The organism is Streptomyces sp. NPDC020379, assembly GCF_044387105.1.
Lineage (GTDB): Bacteria > Actinomycetota > Actinomycetes > Streptomycetales > Streptomycetaceae > Streptomyces.
In genome coordinates this window covers 39855-54851 of the sequence record NZ_JBIRVR010000019.1, presented here as the reverse complement: position 1 = coordinate 54851, position 14997 = coordinate 39855, and the positions used below count along the sequence as shown (strand labels likewise).

The window sequence follows — 14997 nt, the reverse complement described above, 5'->3', positions numbered from 1 at the left end:
AGCGCGTCGGCGGTCGCGTACCACCCAGCACAGCAACAGCCGAAGGTTCGGCCCGGCCGGGAACATCCCGGCCGGGCCTGGCCGCGCGCGACGGGACCGCTACGTCTCGTCGTCCGCCGCCTCGTCGCGGGCCATCGGCCCCGCCGTCCACAGCGGCATCAGCCACAGCGCCACCAGCACAACCAGGAGCACCGGCAGCGGCGCCGAGGTGACCGTGCCCCGCACCAGGCCCGACCACGCCGCCCAGCAGCAGCCACGGCAGCCGTGCGGCCTGCCGCCGAGCATCACGGCCGGCATCGCCGCGGTCAGGGCGATGTGCGCGGCCACCAGGACGCGGCGCCGCGCGGCGGTGGCGCGGAGCGGCCGCCCCGCCGGATGGTTCATGACGCGGACCACACGCCTGTCGTAGCGTGTGATCCGGTCGAGCCGTCGCGCCGTCATGACGTCCTCCCGTAGACCTCGTCGGTGAGCGGCCGGGTTCCAGGCGCGGGCAGGCGACGCGGGGCCCGTCAGGCCGCCGGGCGCTCGTGCCACCGCGCCGGCGCCGCGTCGGAACACGGGCCGCAGACCGGGAAGGAGACGTCGCCCACCGCCGGGAGGTGGAAGGTGAGCCGGAGGTCCGGATAGGCGTCCTCGGAGCAGACGCGCAGGCCGTGGTGGATGACCGGACACATGCAGTGGCAGGGCTCGATCTGCTCCGTCGAGGCGGTCCGCGGGGAACGCGTTCCCTTCAGGCTCCCAAGGATGCCCATGGGGCGATTGTAGGTCTGATGTCCCTTTTTGGCCGGTTCGGATTCCCTCCGCAGGGTGAACGCCGGGTGCCGTAGAGCAACTCTTGCCGGTCGGCAGGGGAAGGTTCCGGAGTTGGGACCCGGTACGTCGAAGTCGTGCCGGTGGCAAGCAGGTAAGGAAAGTGACCCATGGCAACAGGCGTCGTGAAGTGGTTCAACCCGGAGAAGGGCTTCGGCTTCATCCAGCAGGACGACGGGGGTGCGGACGTCTTCGTCCACTTCTCGGCCATCCAGCAGACCACTGGCTACAAGGAGCTCTTCGAGGGCGACGCGGTGGAGTACGACGTCGTCAAGGGGCCCAAGGGGCCTCAGGCGGAGAACGTCGTACGCCAGCAGCAATAGCGGCGCGTAGCGAAGACGTGCTTCTCCGGCGGCGCCGTGACGGTGCCGCCGGAGAACGGCGGAAGGGCCGGCCGGGCACGCGTCATCCCGGCAGAGTCGAATCCAGCGCCTTCCGCATCCTGCCGACCGCCTCCGTGAGCACCTCCGGCGGCGTCGCGAAGTTCAGCCGCACATGTCCCGCCCCGCCCGTGCCGAAGCCGGAGCCGGCGGTGAGCGCCACCCGGCCGTGTTCCAGGAACACCGAGGCGGCTCTGTCCCCGAGGCCCAGCGGCCGGCAGTCCAGCCACGCGAGGTACGTCGCCTCCGGCGGCGCGTACCCCACCTCCGGCAGCTGCCGGGCCAGCAGGTCGGCCAGCAGCCGCCGGTTCCCGTCCAGCCCCGCCAGCAGGGCGTCCAGCCAGTCGCCACCGTGCCGCAGGGCCGCCGTGTGCGCGATGACACCGAGGTGGCTCGGACCGTGGCTCACCTCACCGGGCAGCCGCGCGAGGTCGGCGGCCGCCCCCGGGCCCGCCACGGCCAGCGCCGCCTTGAGCCCGGCCAGATGCCACGCCTTGGAGGCCGACATCATGGAGAAGGCGCTCTCCGCGCCCGGCACCGACAGATACGGCACGAACCGCGTGCCGGCCAGCACGAGCGGCGCGTGGATCTCGTCGACGACGACCCGCACGCCGTGACCGGCCGTCAGCTCCGCCACCGCCGCGAGCTCCCGCGCGGTGTGCACCGTCCCGGTCGGGTTGTGCGGGCTGCACAGCAGATACGCGGCCCGCCGCCCGCCCCTCACGGCCTCCCGGCACGCCGGTTCCAGTGTCGCCGGGTCGATGCGGCCCGCCTCGTCCAGCGGCGCCTCCACGATCCGCCGGTCCAGGTGCTCCACGAAGGCGTAGAACGGCGGATAGACGGGGGAGTTGACCACGACGGCGTCCCCGGGCGAGGTGATCAGCTTGAGGATCTCCACGACGCCCAGCATCACATCCGGCATGATCGCCGTGCGCTCCGCCACCACGCCGTCCCAGCCCCAGCGCTCGCGGGCGAAGGCGTCCAGCGCCCGCGCGTACTCCGTACCGCCCGCGTAGCCCGTGTCGCCCCGCTCCATCGCCCGTGTCACGGCGCGCACCACCGGCTCGGCGACCGGGGTGTCCATCTCGGCGACCCACAAGGGCAGGACGTCCGGCGGATAGGCGGTCCACTTCGTGCTCGTGCGCAGCCGCAGCTCGGCCAGGGAGAGCCGGCGCAGCGGATTCGTCTCATCGGCAGCCATGGGAACCATTGTCCGTACGCGCGTCAACTGCCTCCCGGGAGCCGGACGGTCAGCCCATCCGGTCGCCCTCGACACGCGTCGCCGTCCAGCCGCGGTGCGACGGGCGCCGCCCGGCGGGCTGGCCGGGATCGGGCCTGTCGGGCGCCGCGGGCACCTTTCTGACCACCGGGTGCTCGCGCGTCACCGTCAGCCGCTCCGCGTAGTGGTCGATCTCCAGCTCGTCGCCCTCCGCCAGCGAGTAGGTGACGGTCTCGGCGGTGATCTCGACCCGCAGCCGGCAGCGCAGCACGTGCACCGAGAAGGCCAGCCGCCCCAGCTGTTCCGGCAGCTTCGGCGCGAAGGAGACCGTGTCGCCGCAGTGCCGCATCCCGCCGAACCCCGCGACCAACGCGATCCAGGTGCCCGCCAGCGACGCGATGTGCACCCCGTCCCGGGTGTTGCTCTCCAGGTCGGAGAGGTCCATCATCGCGGCCTCGCCGAGGTAGTCGTACGCCAGCCGCAGATGGCCCACCTCGGCGGCCATCACCGCCTGGATGCACGAGGACAGCGAGGAGTCGCGCACGGTCAGCGGGTCGTAGTACGCGAAGTTCCGTGCCTTCTGCTCGTCCGTGAAGGCGTCGCCGCGCAGATACATGGCCAGCACCAGGTCCGCCTGCTTGATCACCTGCTTGCGGTAGATGTCGAAGTACGGGAAGTGCAGCATCAGCGGATACTGGTCCGGCCGCGTCCCCGCGAAGTCCCACTGCTGGTGGAAGGTGAAATCGGCGGACTGCTCGTGGACGCCGAGCGCATCGTTGTACGGCAGCGTCATCCGCGCCGCGGCGTCCCGCCAGGCAGCCGTTTCCTCGTCGTCCACCCCCAGGGTCGCCGAGAGGTCCGGGTGCCGCTCCGCCGCGTCCGCCGCGGCCCGGAGGTTCTGCTGTGCCATCAGGTTGGTGTAGACGTTGTCGTCGGCGATCGCGCTGTACTCGTCCGGGCCCGTCACCCCGTCGATGTGGAACTGCCCCTGGTGGTCGTGGTGGCCCAGCGAGCGCCACAGCCGGGCCGTGTGCACCAGCAGCTCCAGCCCCACCTCCCGCTCGAAGGTCTCGTCGCCCGTCGCCGCCAGATAGCGCACCACCGCGTCCGCGATGTCCGCGTTCACATGGAACGCGGCCGTGCCCGCCGGCCAATACGCCGAGCACTCGTCGCCGTTGATGCTCCGCCACGGGAAGGCCGCCCCCTGAAGGCCCAGCAACCGCGCGCGGTTGAGCGCCGCCGGCAGGGTGGCGTGCCGCCATCGCAGCGGCTGCGCCGCCGCGTGCGGCACCGTGCCGGTCAGCACCGGCAGCACGAAGGTCTCGGTGTCCCAGAAGCTGTGCCCGTCGTACCCCGGCCCCGTCAGGCCCTTCGCCGCGATCGCCCGGCTCTCCGCCCGCGCCCCCGCCTGCAGGACGTGGAACAGCGCGAACCGCACCGCCTGCTGGATCTCCGCGTCGCCGTCCACCTCGACGTCGGCCCGGTCCCAGAAGTCGTCCAGATACGCCCGCTGATCGTCGCACAGCCCTTGCCAGCCCGTGCTGGTCGCACCCGCCAGCGCCGCCTCCACCTGGTCGTGCATCGCGGGCAGCGACCGCACGCCGGACCAGCCGTACGCCACCGTCTTCTCCAGCCGCAGCCGCTCGCCGGGCCGCAGCGTCGAGGCCACCGTGAACCGGGCCAGGTTCTCGCTGCTCTGCCCGGACGTCCGGGTGTCGTCCGGACCGTCCACCGCGTGGACCGCCGCGGTCGCCACCCGCAGCCCGCTGCGCACGGTCCGGTGCACCAGCTGCAGCGCGCCGCCGTCCGCGCCGTGGTCCTCGGGGACCAGCGGTGACTCCAGCACCGCCGCGACCCGGGGATCGCCGTCGGCCTCGGGCAGCTGTTCGTTGGCGACCAGCTCCGACTGGAGCACGATCCGCGTCTCCTCGTCGACCGCCTCGACCTCGTAGCAGACCGCCGCGACGGCCCGCTGGGTGAAGGAGACCAGCCGCGTCGAGCGCACCCGCACGGTCCGCCCGGAGGGGGACGTCCACTCGGCCGTACGGCGCAGGACGCCCGCGCGGAGGTCGAGCAGCCGCTCGTGGTGGACCAGCCGGCCATAGCGCAGGTCGAAGGGCTCGTCGTCGACGAGAAGGCGGATCACCTTGCCGTTGGTGACGTCGATGACGGTCTGGCCGGACTCCGGATAGCCGTAGCCCGCCTCGGCGTAGGGCAGCGGCCGCAGCTCGTACACGCCGTTGAGATAGGAGCCGGGCAGGCCGTGCGGCTCGCCCTCGTCCAGATTGCCGCGCCAGCCGATGTGCCCGTTGGCGAGCGCGAAGACCGATTCGCTCTGCGGCAGCACCTCCAGTTTGAGCTCGGTCTCCCGCAGGCACCAGGGTTCGACCAGATACGCCGGATGGGTGATCACGGGGAGCCTCCCAGCAGCCGGTCCAGATCCGGCACGACCACGTCCGCGCCGTGCTCGCGCAGCGCCTCGGCCTGGCCGACCCGGTCGACGCCGACGACGAAGCCGAAGTTCCCCGAACGCCCCGCGTCCATGCCGGCCAGGGCGTCCTCGAAGACCGCGCACTGCCCGGGCTCCATGCCCAGCTCGCGGCCCGCGGCGAGGAAGGTGTCCGGGTGGGGCTTGCCCGGCAGATGGCGCTCGGCGGCCACCAGGCCGTCGACGCGGACCTCGAAGAGGTCGTCGATGCCCGCGGCGATCAGCACGTCGTGGCAGTTGGCGCTGGAGGACACCACGGCGCGGCGCAGCCCGGCCGCGCGGACGGCGTGCACGTAGCGGACGGAGCCCTCGTACGCCTCGACGCCCAGCTCCTTGATCTTCTGGAGCACGAGCACGTTCTTGCGCGCCCCGAGGCCCTGCACGGTGTCCCGCTCCGGCGGGTCGTCCGGGCTGCCCTCCGGCAGCTCGATGCCCCGCGAGGCGAGGAAGGTCCGCACCCCGTCGGCCCGCGGCATCCCGTCCACGTATTTGTCGTAGTCCTCGACCGCGTCGAACGGCCGGAAGCCGGCCCCGTCGCGCGCCCGCAGGAACTCGTCGAAGGTCTCTTTCCAGGCGGCCGCGTGCACGGTCGCCGTGCGGGTGAGCACGCCGTCGAGATCGAACAGGCAGGCGCGGATACCGGAAGGAAGTCCGAGGGTCGTCACCCTGCTCATGATGCCCCGTCCTCGGCGCGTACGCAGGACCACCGCTGCACGACCGTGCAGGGCCGTACGGAGTACGCGGATCCGCACCGTAAAGTGATCAAATGACCCGAGCCGTTGATGCCGTCGAGGCCGCCGCGGTCGCCCTGGGCCAGGGCGACTGGAATCCGCTTGGTGAGGAACAGGCCATGGGTGGCATGTTCCTCACGCACCGTGACGCCTTGGAGCCGCGCCGGCTCGCGGGCATGCCCGCGAGCCGTGACCCGCAGGGGTGGGTGTCGCAGCACGTGCTGTGGCTGGAGGACGTCGCCGCGCTCGCCGCCGCCGTGCGCGACCAGTGGTACGCGCACCTGCCCACGAGCCATATGACCGCGCTGATCTCCGCCTACGCGGACCAGGCCGCCGTCGCGGTGCCGCTCGCGGACCGGCTGCGCGCCGCGTGGGACGCGGAGCGGCCGGACTCCCTCTCCCAGGAGCAGGTCACCTGGTGGGAGCAGTGGCACATCCCGGCGGCGGAGCGACAGCAGCTCGACGCGGTGACGCACCGTCTGATCGTCATCGGCTCGGTCGTGGTGGCGGCCGTCACCGGCGCGTGGAGCGCGGGCCGGTCCTGACGGCGGCGCCCACCCCTGGCGCTGGCGGGCGGTCAGCGATTTCGGGAATGCCGGGTGCATGAGAATATGGCGAAAACAGGCGTTTTGCGGCACGTGTGACGCGAAGGGACGGCCCGATGGCACGCACCGACATCCTCGCCGAGCTCGAGAGCGACCACCGGGTGATCGAGGCGCTGTTCCACTCGATCCACCGGACCCGCCTCGAGGACGTCCGCCGTGAGGACCTCCTGGAAGAGGTGGCCACCGCGCTCGCACAGCACTCGGCGGCCGAGGAGGAGTACCTCTATCCGGCGGTGCGCGCACAGCTCGCCGAGGGCGACACCTTCGTGGAGAAGGAGCACGGCGACCAGGAGCGCCTGACCGCCATGCTCCGGGGCCTGGAGTCCAGCACGGTCTACGAGCCGGGCTTCGACGCGCGGGTCCGCGCGCTGGAACGCGAGGTCGGCCAGCACGTCCGGCACGAGGAGCGCGACGTCTTCCCCATGCTGCGGCACGTCTGCCCCCTCGAACTGCTCCGCCGCCTCGGCGAGGAGGTCAGGGAGGGCAGACACCGCTCGTTGCACGGGCCGGGCGGCACGGGCTGAGGCGCGTCGCCGCCGTCAGGTGAGGGTGAAGTCGTCGGCGTGGACGGCGTCTTGGCCGTACCAACCGTGGACGTACACCGTCACCTTCCCCGACGCGTCGGTCGTGAACGGCACCGACAGCTTTGTCCACGACCCGGCCGAGGCCCACTGGCTCGCCGTGGCCCCGCCGCTGACGCCGATGTACGCGTACGGACCTTGCACCCAACCGGTCAGCGTGTGTGCCGTGTTGGGGGTGAGCGTCACCGTCTGCTCGCACTGGCCGGTGCGGTCCGCGGCCGGTGTCACCTGGAGGGCGTGCCCGCCCCCGTGGACCGGCGAGCCCACCACCGCGCTCCCCGCCTGGCACGACCACGGGCTCGCGGCGCCCGTCTCGAAGTCACCGTTGACCAGCGCGCCCGTGCTGCCGGAGCCGGTGACGGTCAGGGCGTAGGTGGCGGTGTGCGCGCCCGACGGCGCGGAGCCCCGGACGGTGATCGGGTAGGTGCCGGGCGCGGCCGCGGCGGTCGTGCTCACCGTCAACCGCGCGGAGCCGCCCGCCGTCACGGAGGAAGGGCTGAGCGCCACGCTCACCCCGGAGGGCGCGCCGTCGGCCGACAGGGCCACGGTCTGCGCGGAACCGGCGACCACGTGGGTGTTCACGGTCGCGCTCGCCGAGCCGCCCGGCGGGACGGCCGCGGAGCCCGGGGAGAGGGAGAGCGAGAAGTCGGGTGAGGTGGGGGAGCCGCCCCCGGTGAAGGGGGCGAAGGCGTGGCTGAAGTACCACGTGTCCTGCGCGATGCCGGAGCAGGAGTCGGAGCCCTTCGTCCCGGGGCAGCCGCCGTTGTCGCGCTGGAGCGCCCAGAAGGAAAGGGTGTTGACGCCCTGGGAGACGGCCCAGTCGTAGACCTTGCCGGCGTCCTGGGTGCCGAAGGTCTCCGCCGGACCGTAGTCGTCGATGCCCGGCATCTCGGTGATCCCGGTCATGGCCCAGAGCTCGGCGGAGGACTTCGCGGGATACAGCCCGCCGAGTTGCCCGTGCAGCCCCTCGGCGGCGCTCATGGTGTCCGCGGCCATGTCGTGGGTCGCGCCGTCGTAGTAGTCGAACGTCATGATGTTGACGACGTCGACACGGGCACCGTTGGCCACGGCGCTGCGCAGGACGGCGAGTCCGCTGTCGGCCAGGCCGTGGGTCGTCGTCGGCAGGGTGTAGGAGAACTGCACCGTGCGGCCGGTGCTCGCCGCCCAGTCCTGCACCAGCTTGATCGCCTGGTTGCGGCGGTCGATGCCCGCGGTGTTCGTCAGGGAGTTGTCCTCGATGTCGAGGTCCAGGCGGGAGACCCCGTAGGTGGTGATGACGTTCTCGTACGCGGCGGCGATCTTCGCCACGTCCGTGCAGCTGTCGGCTGTCTCGGTGCCCGTGTTGTCGGCGGCGTAGCCGCCGAAGGACGGTATGACGTCGCCGCCGTTGTTCCGGATGGTGGTGATGTCGGAGCCGAAGACCGACTGCGACACGGGCTTGCCGGTGTCGCCGTTCCAGTAGGGCGTGCAGGAGCCCTTCGCCTCGGTCTGGAGGAAGGCCATGGTCAGGTACTTCGCGCCCGACTGGGCCGACAGCGCCGCGGGGCTCTGTGAGCTGTAGGTCTCGAAGTAGGGCGCGAAGACACGGGCGGGAAGGGCCGCGGCCGGCGCCGCGGCGGCGTGTGCCGTGCCGCCGCTCAGCGCGAGGCCGGCGGCGGCGGTCACGGTGGCGAACGCGGTCAGAAGGGCGTGAAGAGGGCCGAGTCGTCTCAACTGATGCTCCCGGTGGGCCGGTCGTGCGTGACAGGTGGGGGACCGGTTGCGCGGTGAACATCGTTGGACTGGACCAGGGCTGCGTCAAGGGTTCGGACGGGAACCGCGTCGCCCGTAGGAGCGACGGCTGCCGGTCAGCGCACGGGCACGGAGGTGACGGGTGAGCTCCGCAGTTCCTCCGGGTGGGGGTCGTCCCGCTCGCTCAGGCCGTACAGCACGCCGCGCAGCTGGAGGACGCCGCCGTGCGCCGCCCGGACCTCCGCCTCCACCCTGGCCCCGGCGCCCGAGGTCATCACCCTGCCGCACTCCACGGTGTGCCAGGCGCCGTGGTCACCGCCGCGCTCCTGGACGCACGCACGCAGGAAGCGGGCCGCGTCGTCGTCCCCCTTCCCGCTGACGTGCACCGGCCGCCCGGCGTGTACGGGGTGTGTGGGTACGGTGATGTCCATGACGCCCTTGGCGAAGGCGGGGCCCGCGGTGAGAACGAGCACGGCGGCCCCGAGGAATCCGGCCGCGGCGGCACACGGAATGCGTTTCCTGTCGAGTGTCATGGCCCACCTCTCCGGGGAATTCGCTCTTCCACGCCGGTACCCGCTTTCCGGGCGCCGCCGTGAACTCGGCCGGTATGACGGCCCGTTGCGGTAAGGCGTTGTGGCTTTTCCGTCACCGTCGGGTAACGGCCGCGGGCCGGGCGTCATGCAGACGCTACGGGTCCCGAGGGGCCGCTGCCCGGAGCGGTGGCGTGTGGCAGACTACAGTTTCGTAGTTGCGCAATAAGTGAAATGACCGACCGCGCGGCCGCTCACGCCGTGCCGCCGGCGGAACGACCGTGTGTGTGGAGGTAATTCATGGGTGTGACCTTGGCCAAGGGTGGCAACGTCTCCTTGAGCAAGGAGGCCCCGGGGCTGACGGCCGTCGCGGTCGGCCTGGGCTGGCAGGCGCGCACCACCACCGGCGCCGACTACGACCTCGACGCCAGCGCGCTGTTGTGCGGCGAGTCCGGCAAGGTCATTTCCGACCGGCATTTCGTTTTCTTCAACAACCTCGCCAGCCCCGACGGTTCCGTCCAGCACACCGGTGACGAATTGACCGGCGGTACGGGCAGCAGCGACGACGAGACCATTCATGTGGACCTCTCGCGCGTCCCCGCCGAGGTCGTCAAAATCGTCTTCCCGGTCTCCATCTACGAGGCCGACGTCCGGGGGCAGGCATTCGGCCAGGTGCGGGGCGCCTATATCCGGGTGGTCAACCGCGCGGACGACCGCGAGCTGGCGCGTTACGACCTGACCGAGGACGCCTCGACCGAGACCGCGATGATTTTCGGCGAGCTCTACCGCCACGCCTCCGAGTGGAAGTTCCGCGCCGTCGGGCAGGGTTACGCCTCCGGTCTGCGGGGCATCGCGACCGACTTCGGCGTCAACGTCGGCTGACGCGCGGACCGGCCGACGTCCGTACGGGCATGCCCCCGTGCGGCGTCGCGCCGCTGTCGTATTTCCGGTACACCCATCCTGTTGTCGGGTCCCCTGGCCACGCTCGGGTGACCTCTGACCAATACTTGCTATATTGCGCAACTGTGCAAGTAAAGCGGCTGTCGCCCCGCGCGACCGCCCGAACGGATGGGGAGCGCGCATGGCCGCCAGGCGAACCGAGACCCTGGGGGAGGCGGCGGGACGGCAGGGCGCGCGGTCCCGCACCGCACCCCGCGCGTCGGCCCGGGTGCCCGGCCCGAGATCCGGCCGCGGGGCTCCGCGCGACACCCGGGTCCGCGCCGCCCGCCCGCTGCTGCTCGGCGCGGGAGCCCTGCTGGTGGCCGGAGCCGTCGCGGACGAGGCCCGCGGCACCGGACTGGGCTGGGTCTTCACGCTCGCCGCCGCGCTCGCCGCCGCCCTCGCGACCCTCGCCTGCTCCCGCGCGCAGAGCTGGTGGGCCTTCGCCCTCCCACCGTGGGTCATCGCCGTGGCGGGCCTGACCGCCCAGCTCCTCGCGGACTCGTCCGCCAAGGGCGGCAACGCGGCCACCTCCATGACCACGGCACTGCACTGGGCCAACGACACTTTCCCCGCCATGGTGGCCGCCGAGACCTCGGCGCTCGCGGTACTCACCTTCCGTACCGTACGGTCCAGGCGATACAGGAGGGCCGTCCATGCGTGACCGACACCGTTCCGCCGACCGGGCGCAGGCCCGCCGCGACCCGCGCGGCCGCCCCGCTCGGGCCACGGCCGCCGCCCGGGTCGCGGTCTGCCTCACCTCGGCCGCCGTCATGCTGACCAGCGGCGTCGGCTGGTTCGCCTACCACTGGGTCAACAACGGCCTCATCACCTCCAGCGCGCTGGACGCCCTGCGCAAGGGCGCGCCGCCGAAGCTGGACGACTCGGTGAACCTCCTGCTCATCGGCCTGGACAGCCGCAAGGACATGGACGGCAACGACCTGCCCAGGGAATTCGTCCAGCAGGAACTGCACGCGGGCTCCAGCGACATCGGCGGCTACAACACCAACACGCTGATCCTGATGCACATCCCGCCGGACGGCGGCAAGGTCACCGCCTTCTCCATCCCGCGCGACGACTATGTCGAGATCGCGGGCGGCCGCGGGGAGCACAAGATCAAGGAGGCGTACGGCATCGCCAAGGCCGAGGCTGAGGACAAGCTCAGGGCCCAGGGGGTCAAGGGCGCCGACCTCGAACACCGCAGCCGGGAGGCCGGACGGGAGGCCACCCTGGCCACCGTGCAGCAGTTCCTCGGCGTGCCGATCGACCACTTCGCCGAGGTCAACCTGCTGGGCTTCTACGACATCGCCAAGGTGGTGGAGCCGGTCCAGGTGTGCCTGAAGAAGCCGGTGCGCGACCGGTATTCCGGCGCGGACTTCCCCGCCGGCCTGCAGGATCTCAACGCCCGGCAGGCCCTGGCCTTCGTGCGCCAGCGGCACGGCCTGACCGGTGGTGACCTCGACCGCACCCACCGGCAGCAGGCGTTCATCTCCTCCGTCACGCACAAGCTCAAGTCGCAGGGCGTGTGGAGCGACCTCGGCAAGCTCCAGGGGCTGTTCGACGTCGTCAAGAAGGACGTCGTCATCGACGACCGCTGGAACATCCTCGACTTCGCCCGGCAGGCCCCCAACCTCACCGGTGGCAACGCCGAGTTCCACACCCTGCCGATCGCCGGATTCGCCACCCGTAAGGGGGAGGACGTCAACCTGGTGGATCCGGTGAAGGTGAGATCCCTCGTTCAGGCGATGATCGGGCGCCGGCCGCCCACGCCGGACCAGCCGCCGGCGCCCGCCCCCAGCGCCGCTCCCGCCGACGCGCGCTCGACCACCGTGGACGTGCACAACGCCTCCGGCGTCGTGGGCGCCGCCGCGGCCGAGTCCAAGTCCGCGAGCGCCCTGGGCTACCGCACGGGCCAGGTCGCCAACGCGCCGTCCTCGCGGACGACATCCGTCGTCTACGGCAAGGGCGCCGAGGACGCGGCCCGGAGGATCGCCGCCTCGTACGGGGTGAACGCCGTCCCGGGGGCGGGTGTCCCGGCGGGACACGTCCTCGTGACCCTCGGCATCGGCTTCACGAAGCAGGCGGCCCCGCCCGCCGCCGCGCCCCGCCCCTCCGGCGGCGACGCCAAGCCGGGAGGGTCCGCGCCGTCACCGGTGCCGTCGGACGCGTTCCAGGGCGACGCGGTGAAGATGGGCGGTGTCCCCTGCGTGGACTGACGGCCCGGAGACCGCCGTCCGGTGGGGGAATCTCCCGCACGCGCGAGCGACGCGCGACAATCGAGGGGACCGGGAAGGACACGGTCACCCTGACGGAAGGAAGCAAGCGTGCGGCACCCCTGGAAGCGACGGATCGGGCTCGCCGCCGTGGCCGCCGTGGCGGCCGCCACGGCGGTGGCGTGCGGCGGGCACGGACCGGAGGCCGAGACCCCGGCGAAGGGCCCGTCGTCCGCCGCCCCGGGCAGTCCCGGGCCGAGCGCGCCGGCGGCGGCCGGCAACCAGGACTCCGCCCACTGGGCCCCGCAGGTCGAGACGTACGCGAAGAAGGCGGGCATCGACCCCCAGCTGCTGATGGCGATCCTCTACAACGAGTCCTACAAGCCGCACGACCCCGCCCTGGAGCGGGCCTGGCAGCGCATCAAGGGGGACTCCGCGCTGGGCATCGCGAACATGCACAAGGCGGCCTTCAACGACACGAAGGCGGGCCGGGACTTCGCCGACCGCGACTGGCAGGACCTGCCCGACGACCCGGCCCTGGCGATCGAGGCCGCCGCCTGGCACCTCCACGACCTCGCCGCGGAGCTGCCGTCGGCACGCGGCGGCACGTACACCAAGAACGAGCTGCTGGCCCTCGGCTACAACACGGGCGGGGGCAACATGCTGGCCTTCGCCCGCGGGGCCAAGCCCGGCACGGAGGCGCAGTCCTATCTGGACCGCCTGCACCAGAACTGGGCCAAGGCCGGAGAGGCCGTGGACCGGCGGTGACGGCCGGTGGGCCGCCGGAGGGATCCGGCGGCCCGGGCCCGTGCGGGCGTTCCCGGTACGTCAGTTGACGTTGACGGCGGTCCAGGCGGCACCGACCGCCTGGTACTCGCTGCTGTTGCTGCCGTACAGATCACCGGCGGCCTGGAGCGTGGCCTGGCGGGCCGCCGCGTAGTCGGTCGTCGAGGTGAAGTACGTGGTCAGCGCCTTGTACCAGATGGCCAGGGCCTTGTCGCGGCCTATGCCCGTGAGGGTGGAGCCGTCGGAGGTCGGGCTGTCGTACGAGAAGCCGTTGATCGTCTTCGCGCCGCTGCCCTCGGACAGCAGGTAGAAGAAGTGGTTGGCGATGCCGGACGAGTAGTGCACGTCCACATTGCCGGCGTCCGCGCTCCAGTAGTCGAGCGAGGCGCCGTCCTTGCTGGGCTGGTCCATGTAGCGCAGCGGCTTGCCGTCGCCGTTGATGTTGATCTGCTCGCCGATGAGGTAGTTGGCGGGGGTCTTCGGGTTGTTGGCGAAGAACTCGACCCCGGTGCCCATGATGTCGCTGGTGGCCTCGTTGAGGCCGCCGGACTCACCCGCGTACTCCAGCCCGGCGGTGGCGGAGGTGACGCCGTGCGACATCTCGTGGCCCGCCACGTCGAGCGCGGTCAGCGGGTTGCTGTTGCCCTGGCCGTCGCCGTAGGTCATGCAGAAGCAGGAGTCGTCCCAGAAGGCGTTCACGTAGTTGTCGCCGTAGTGGACGCGGGAGGACGAGGCGACGCCGTCGTTGCGGATGCCGCTGCGGCCGAACGTCTGCTTGTAGAAGTCCCAGGTCTCCTGCGCGCCGTAGTGGGCGTCGACGCCGGCCGTCTGCCGGTTGCTCTGGGTGCCGTCGCCCCAGGTGTCGGAGGAGTTGGTGAAGAGCGTCCCGCTGCCGGAGGTGCCCTGCTTGAGGTCGGTCGTGCGGTGGCCGCCGCGGGTGTTGTCGAGCAGCTGGTAGGAGCCGCCGCTCCGGGTCGTCCCGATGGTGACCCGGCCGTTGTACTCGCCGGTGCCGGTGCCGGTCTCGATGCCGTCGAAGGAGTACAGCTTCTTGCCGGTGCCGGCGTCGGTGATGACGTGCAGCTGGCTGGGCGTGCCGTCCTTCTGGACGCCGCTGATGACCGTCTCCCAGGCCAGGACCGGCTTCCCGGTCACGGCCCAGATCACCTTCCGGGCGTTGAGCGGTGTCGCCTTGGCGGTCTTGGCGTCCGAGGCCGCGCTCAGCGCGCTCTTCTGCGCGGTGGCCGCCGGGACCTTGGGGGTGGTGCTCGGCACGGCGACGCTCTTGGCCTTCGACGCCTTGGTGACGCTCTGCCGCTTGCCCTTGACGTGGACGACCAAGTCGCCGCCGAGGACGGGCAGTCCGGCGTACGTGCGGTCGTAGCGGGTGTGCACGGTGCCGTCGGCGTCCTTGACGACGTCCTTGACGACCAGTTTCTCCTGCGCGCCGAGGCCCAGGGAGCGGGCGGTGGCCGCGCTGTCGCCCCGGGCGGCGGCCAGGAGGGCGGTGCGCTGGGCCGTGGAGAGGTGGGCGGCGGTGGCCGACGTGGCAGCCGTGTGGTCCGGGGCCGGTGCGGCTCCCGCGGATCCCACCTGGACCCCGGCGGCCACCAGGGCGGCGAGGGCGACGACGGTGGCGCTGCTTCTGACACGGCGCGAAGAGTGGGGGGTAGATCTCACGCGGACTCCTTATGCCTGGCCGCTGGTGGCGGCCCGCTGCGCGGCGGCACGGGCGTGCCGCCGGTGGTGCGTGGGTGCATGGGGTGCGGACGGCGCTCACCGATGTGCGCTTGCCCGAACCGAGGCGAGCGTGCCACCGAATCCGTGAACTTGGCAGGTTCACGACGGAAAGTTGGCCGCGAGTTGACCGATGGGCGAATCTTCACGTCCGATATCCGGAACATGGCGCGCGCGGGCGGGTGTTCACCGCGCCGCGCGGCCGGCGCCCTCCCGGCGAGCTCGCTCGCCCGTGCGGGTGATATCT

Annotated in this window: 15 protein-coding genes; 7 read left to right on the top strand and 8 right to left on the bottom strand. The window is 71.9% G+C overall.

Features of this window, described 5'->3' with window-relative positions; all coding sequences use genetic code 11:
• Positions 1 to 99 precede the first annotated feature (99 nt).
• Both ACH427_RS23535 and ACH427_RS23530 read right to left on the bottom strand, forming a co-directional pair.
• Positions 100 to 441: a hypothetical protein gene (locus ACH427_RS23535; protein ID WP_398872157.1), complete on the bottom strand. Its 342-nt coding sequence runs from the start codon at positions 439 to 441 to the stop codon at positions 100 to 102.
• Positions 442 to 509: 68 nt separating this feature from the next.
• Positions 510 to 752: a DUF6372 family protein gene (locus tag ACH427_RS23530; RefSeq protein ID WP_398872155.1), complete on the bottom strand. Its 243-nt coding sequence runs from the start codon at positions 750 to 752 to the stop codon at positions 510 to 512.
• Between the two features lie 168 nt (positions 753 to 920).
• Here ACH427_RS23530 and ACH427_RS23525 point away from each other — a divergent pair, with 168 nt between their 5' ends.
• Entirely contained in the window at positions 921 to 1133 is a 213-nt protein-coding gene (locus tag ACH427_RS23525; protein WP_398872153.1) for a cold-shock protein, read from the top strand.
• Positions 1134 to 1215: 82 nt separating this feature from the next.
• Here ACH427_RS23525 and ACH427_RS23520 read toward each other — a convergent pair whose 3' ends face one another.
• The 3 genes from ACH427_RS23520 to ACH427_RS23510 are packed head-to-tail and all read right to left on the bottom strand — an operon-like array spanning position 1216 to position 5562.
• On the bottom strand, positions 1216 to 2391 hold the full coding sequence (locus ACH427_RS23520; RefSeq protein ID WP_398872151.1) for a MalY/PatB family protein: 1176 nt from the start codon (positions 2389 to 2391) through the stop codon (positions 1216 to 1218).
• Between the two features lie 49 nt (positions 2392 to 2440).
• Entirely contained in the window at positions 2441 to 4822 is a 2382-nt protein-coding gene (locus tag ACH427_RS23515) for a glycoside hydrolase family 65 protein (protein ID WP_398872149.1), read from the bottom strand.
• On the bottom strand, positions 4819 to 5562 hold the full coding sequence (locus ACH427_RS23510; protein ID WP_398872294.1) for an HAD family hydrolase: 744 nt from the start codon (positions 5560 to 5562) through the stop codon (positions 4819 to 4821). The genes ACH427_RS23515 and ACH427_RS23510 overlap by 4 nt, the downstream gene beginning before the upstream one ends.
• A 101-nt stretch (positions 5563 to 5663) precedes the next feature.
• Between ACH427_RS23510 and ACH427_RS23505 the strand changes: the two genes are divergently transcribed.
• Both ACH427_RS23505 and ACH427_RS23500 read left to right on the top strand, forming a co-directional pair.
• On the top strand, positions 5664 to 6173 hold the full coding sequence (locus ACH427_RS23505) for a hypothetical protein (protein ID WP_398872147.1): 510 nt from the start codon (positions 5664 to 5666) through the stop codon (positions 6171 to 6173).
• A 116-nt stretch (positions 6174 to 6289) separates the two neighbouring features.
• Positions 6290 to 6757: a hemerythrin domain-containing protein gene (locus ACH427_RS23500; RefSeq protein ID WP_398872145.1), complete on the top strand. Its 468-nt coding sequence runs from the start codon at positions 6290 to 6292 to the stop codon at positions 6755 to 6757.
• Between the two features lie 15 nt (positions 6758 to 6772).
• Here the strand turns inward: ACH427_RS23500 and ACH427_RS23495 are convergent, their stop codons facing one another.
• Both ACH427_RS23495 and ACH427_RS23490 read right to left on the bottom strand, forming a co-directional pair.
• Complete coding sequence (locus ACH427_RS23495; protein WP_398872143.1) at positions 6773 to 8527, bottom strand: glycosyl hydrolase family 18 protein; 1755 nt, start codon at positions 8525 to 8527, stop codon at positions 6773 to 6775.
• A gap of 134 nt (positions 8528 to 8661) precedes the next feature.
• Entirely contained in the window at positions 8662 to 9078 is a 417-nt protein-coding gene (locus tag ACH427_RS23490) for a hypothetical protein (protein ID WP_398872141.1), read from the bottom strand.
• A 297-nt stretch (positions 9079 to 9375) separates the two neighbouring features.
• Between ACH427_RS23490 and ACH427_RS23485 the strand changes: the two genes are divergently transcribed.
• From ACH427_RS23485 to ACH427_RS23470, 4 genes are all read left to right on the top strand, one after another.
• Positions 9376 to 9957 (top strand): TerD family protein, encoded by a 582-nt coding sequence (locus ACH427_RS23485; RefSeq protein WP_361527550.1) that lies wholly within the window; start codon positions 9376 to 9378, stop codon positions 9955 to 9957.
• Positions 9958 to 10156: 199 nt separating this feature from the next.
• Positions 10157 to 10678, top strand: coding sequence for a DUF6542 domain-containing protein (locus ACH427_RS23480; protein WP_398872139.1), 522 nt, complete (start codon positions 10157 to 10159; stop codon positions 10676 to 10678).
• Positions 10671 to 12230 carry an LCP family protein gene (locus tag ACH427_RS23475; RefSeq protein WP_398872137.1) on the top strand — a complete coding sequence of 520 codons (1560 nt, stop codon included), beginning with the start codon at positions 10671 to 10673 and terminating at the stop codon, positions 12228 to 12230. Before ACH427_RS23480 ends, ACH427_RS23475 begins: the two co-directional genes overlap by 8 nt.
• Positions 12231 to 12338: 108 nt before the next feature.
• Positions 12339 to 12995, top strand: coding sequence for a transglycosylase SLT domain-containing protein (locus ACH427_RS23470; RefSeq protein ID WP_398872135.1), 657 nt, complete (start codon positions 12339 to 12341; stop codon positions 12993 to 12995).
• Between the two features lie 60 nt (positions 12996 to 13055).
• Here the strand turns inward: ACH427_RS23470 and ACH427_RS23465 are convergent, their stop codons facing one another.
• Entirely contained in the window at positions 13056 to 14693 is a 1638-nt protein-coding gene (locus ACH427_RS23465; RefSeq protein WP_398872133.1) for a M4 family metallopeptidase, read from the bottom strand.
• Positions 14694 to 14997: the final 304 nt, after the last annotated feature.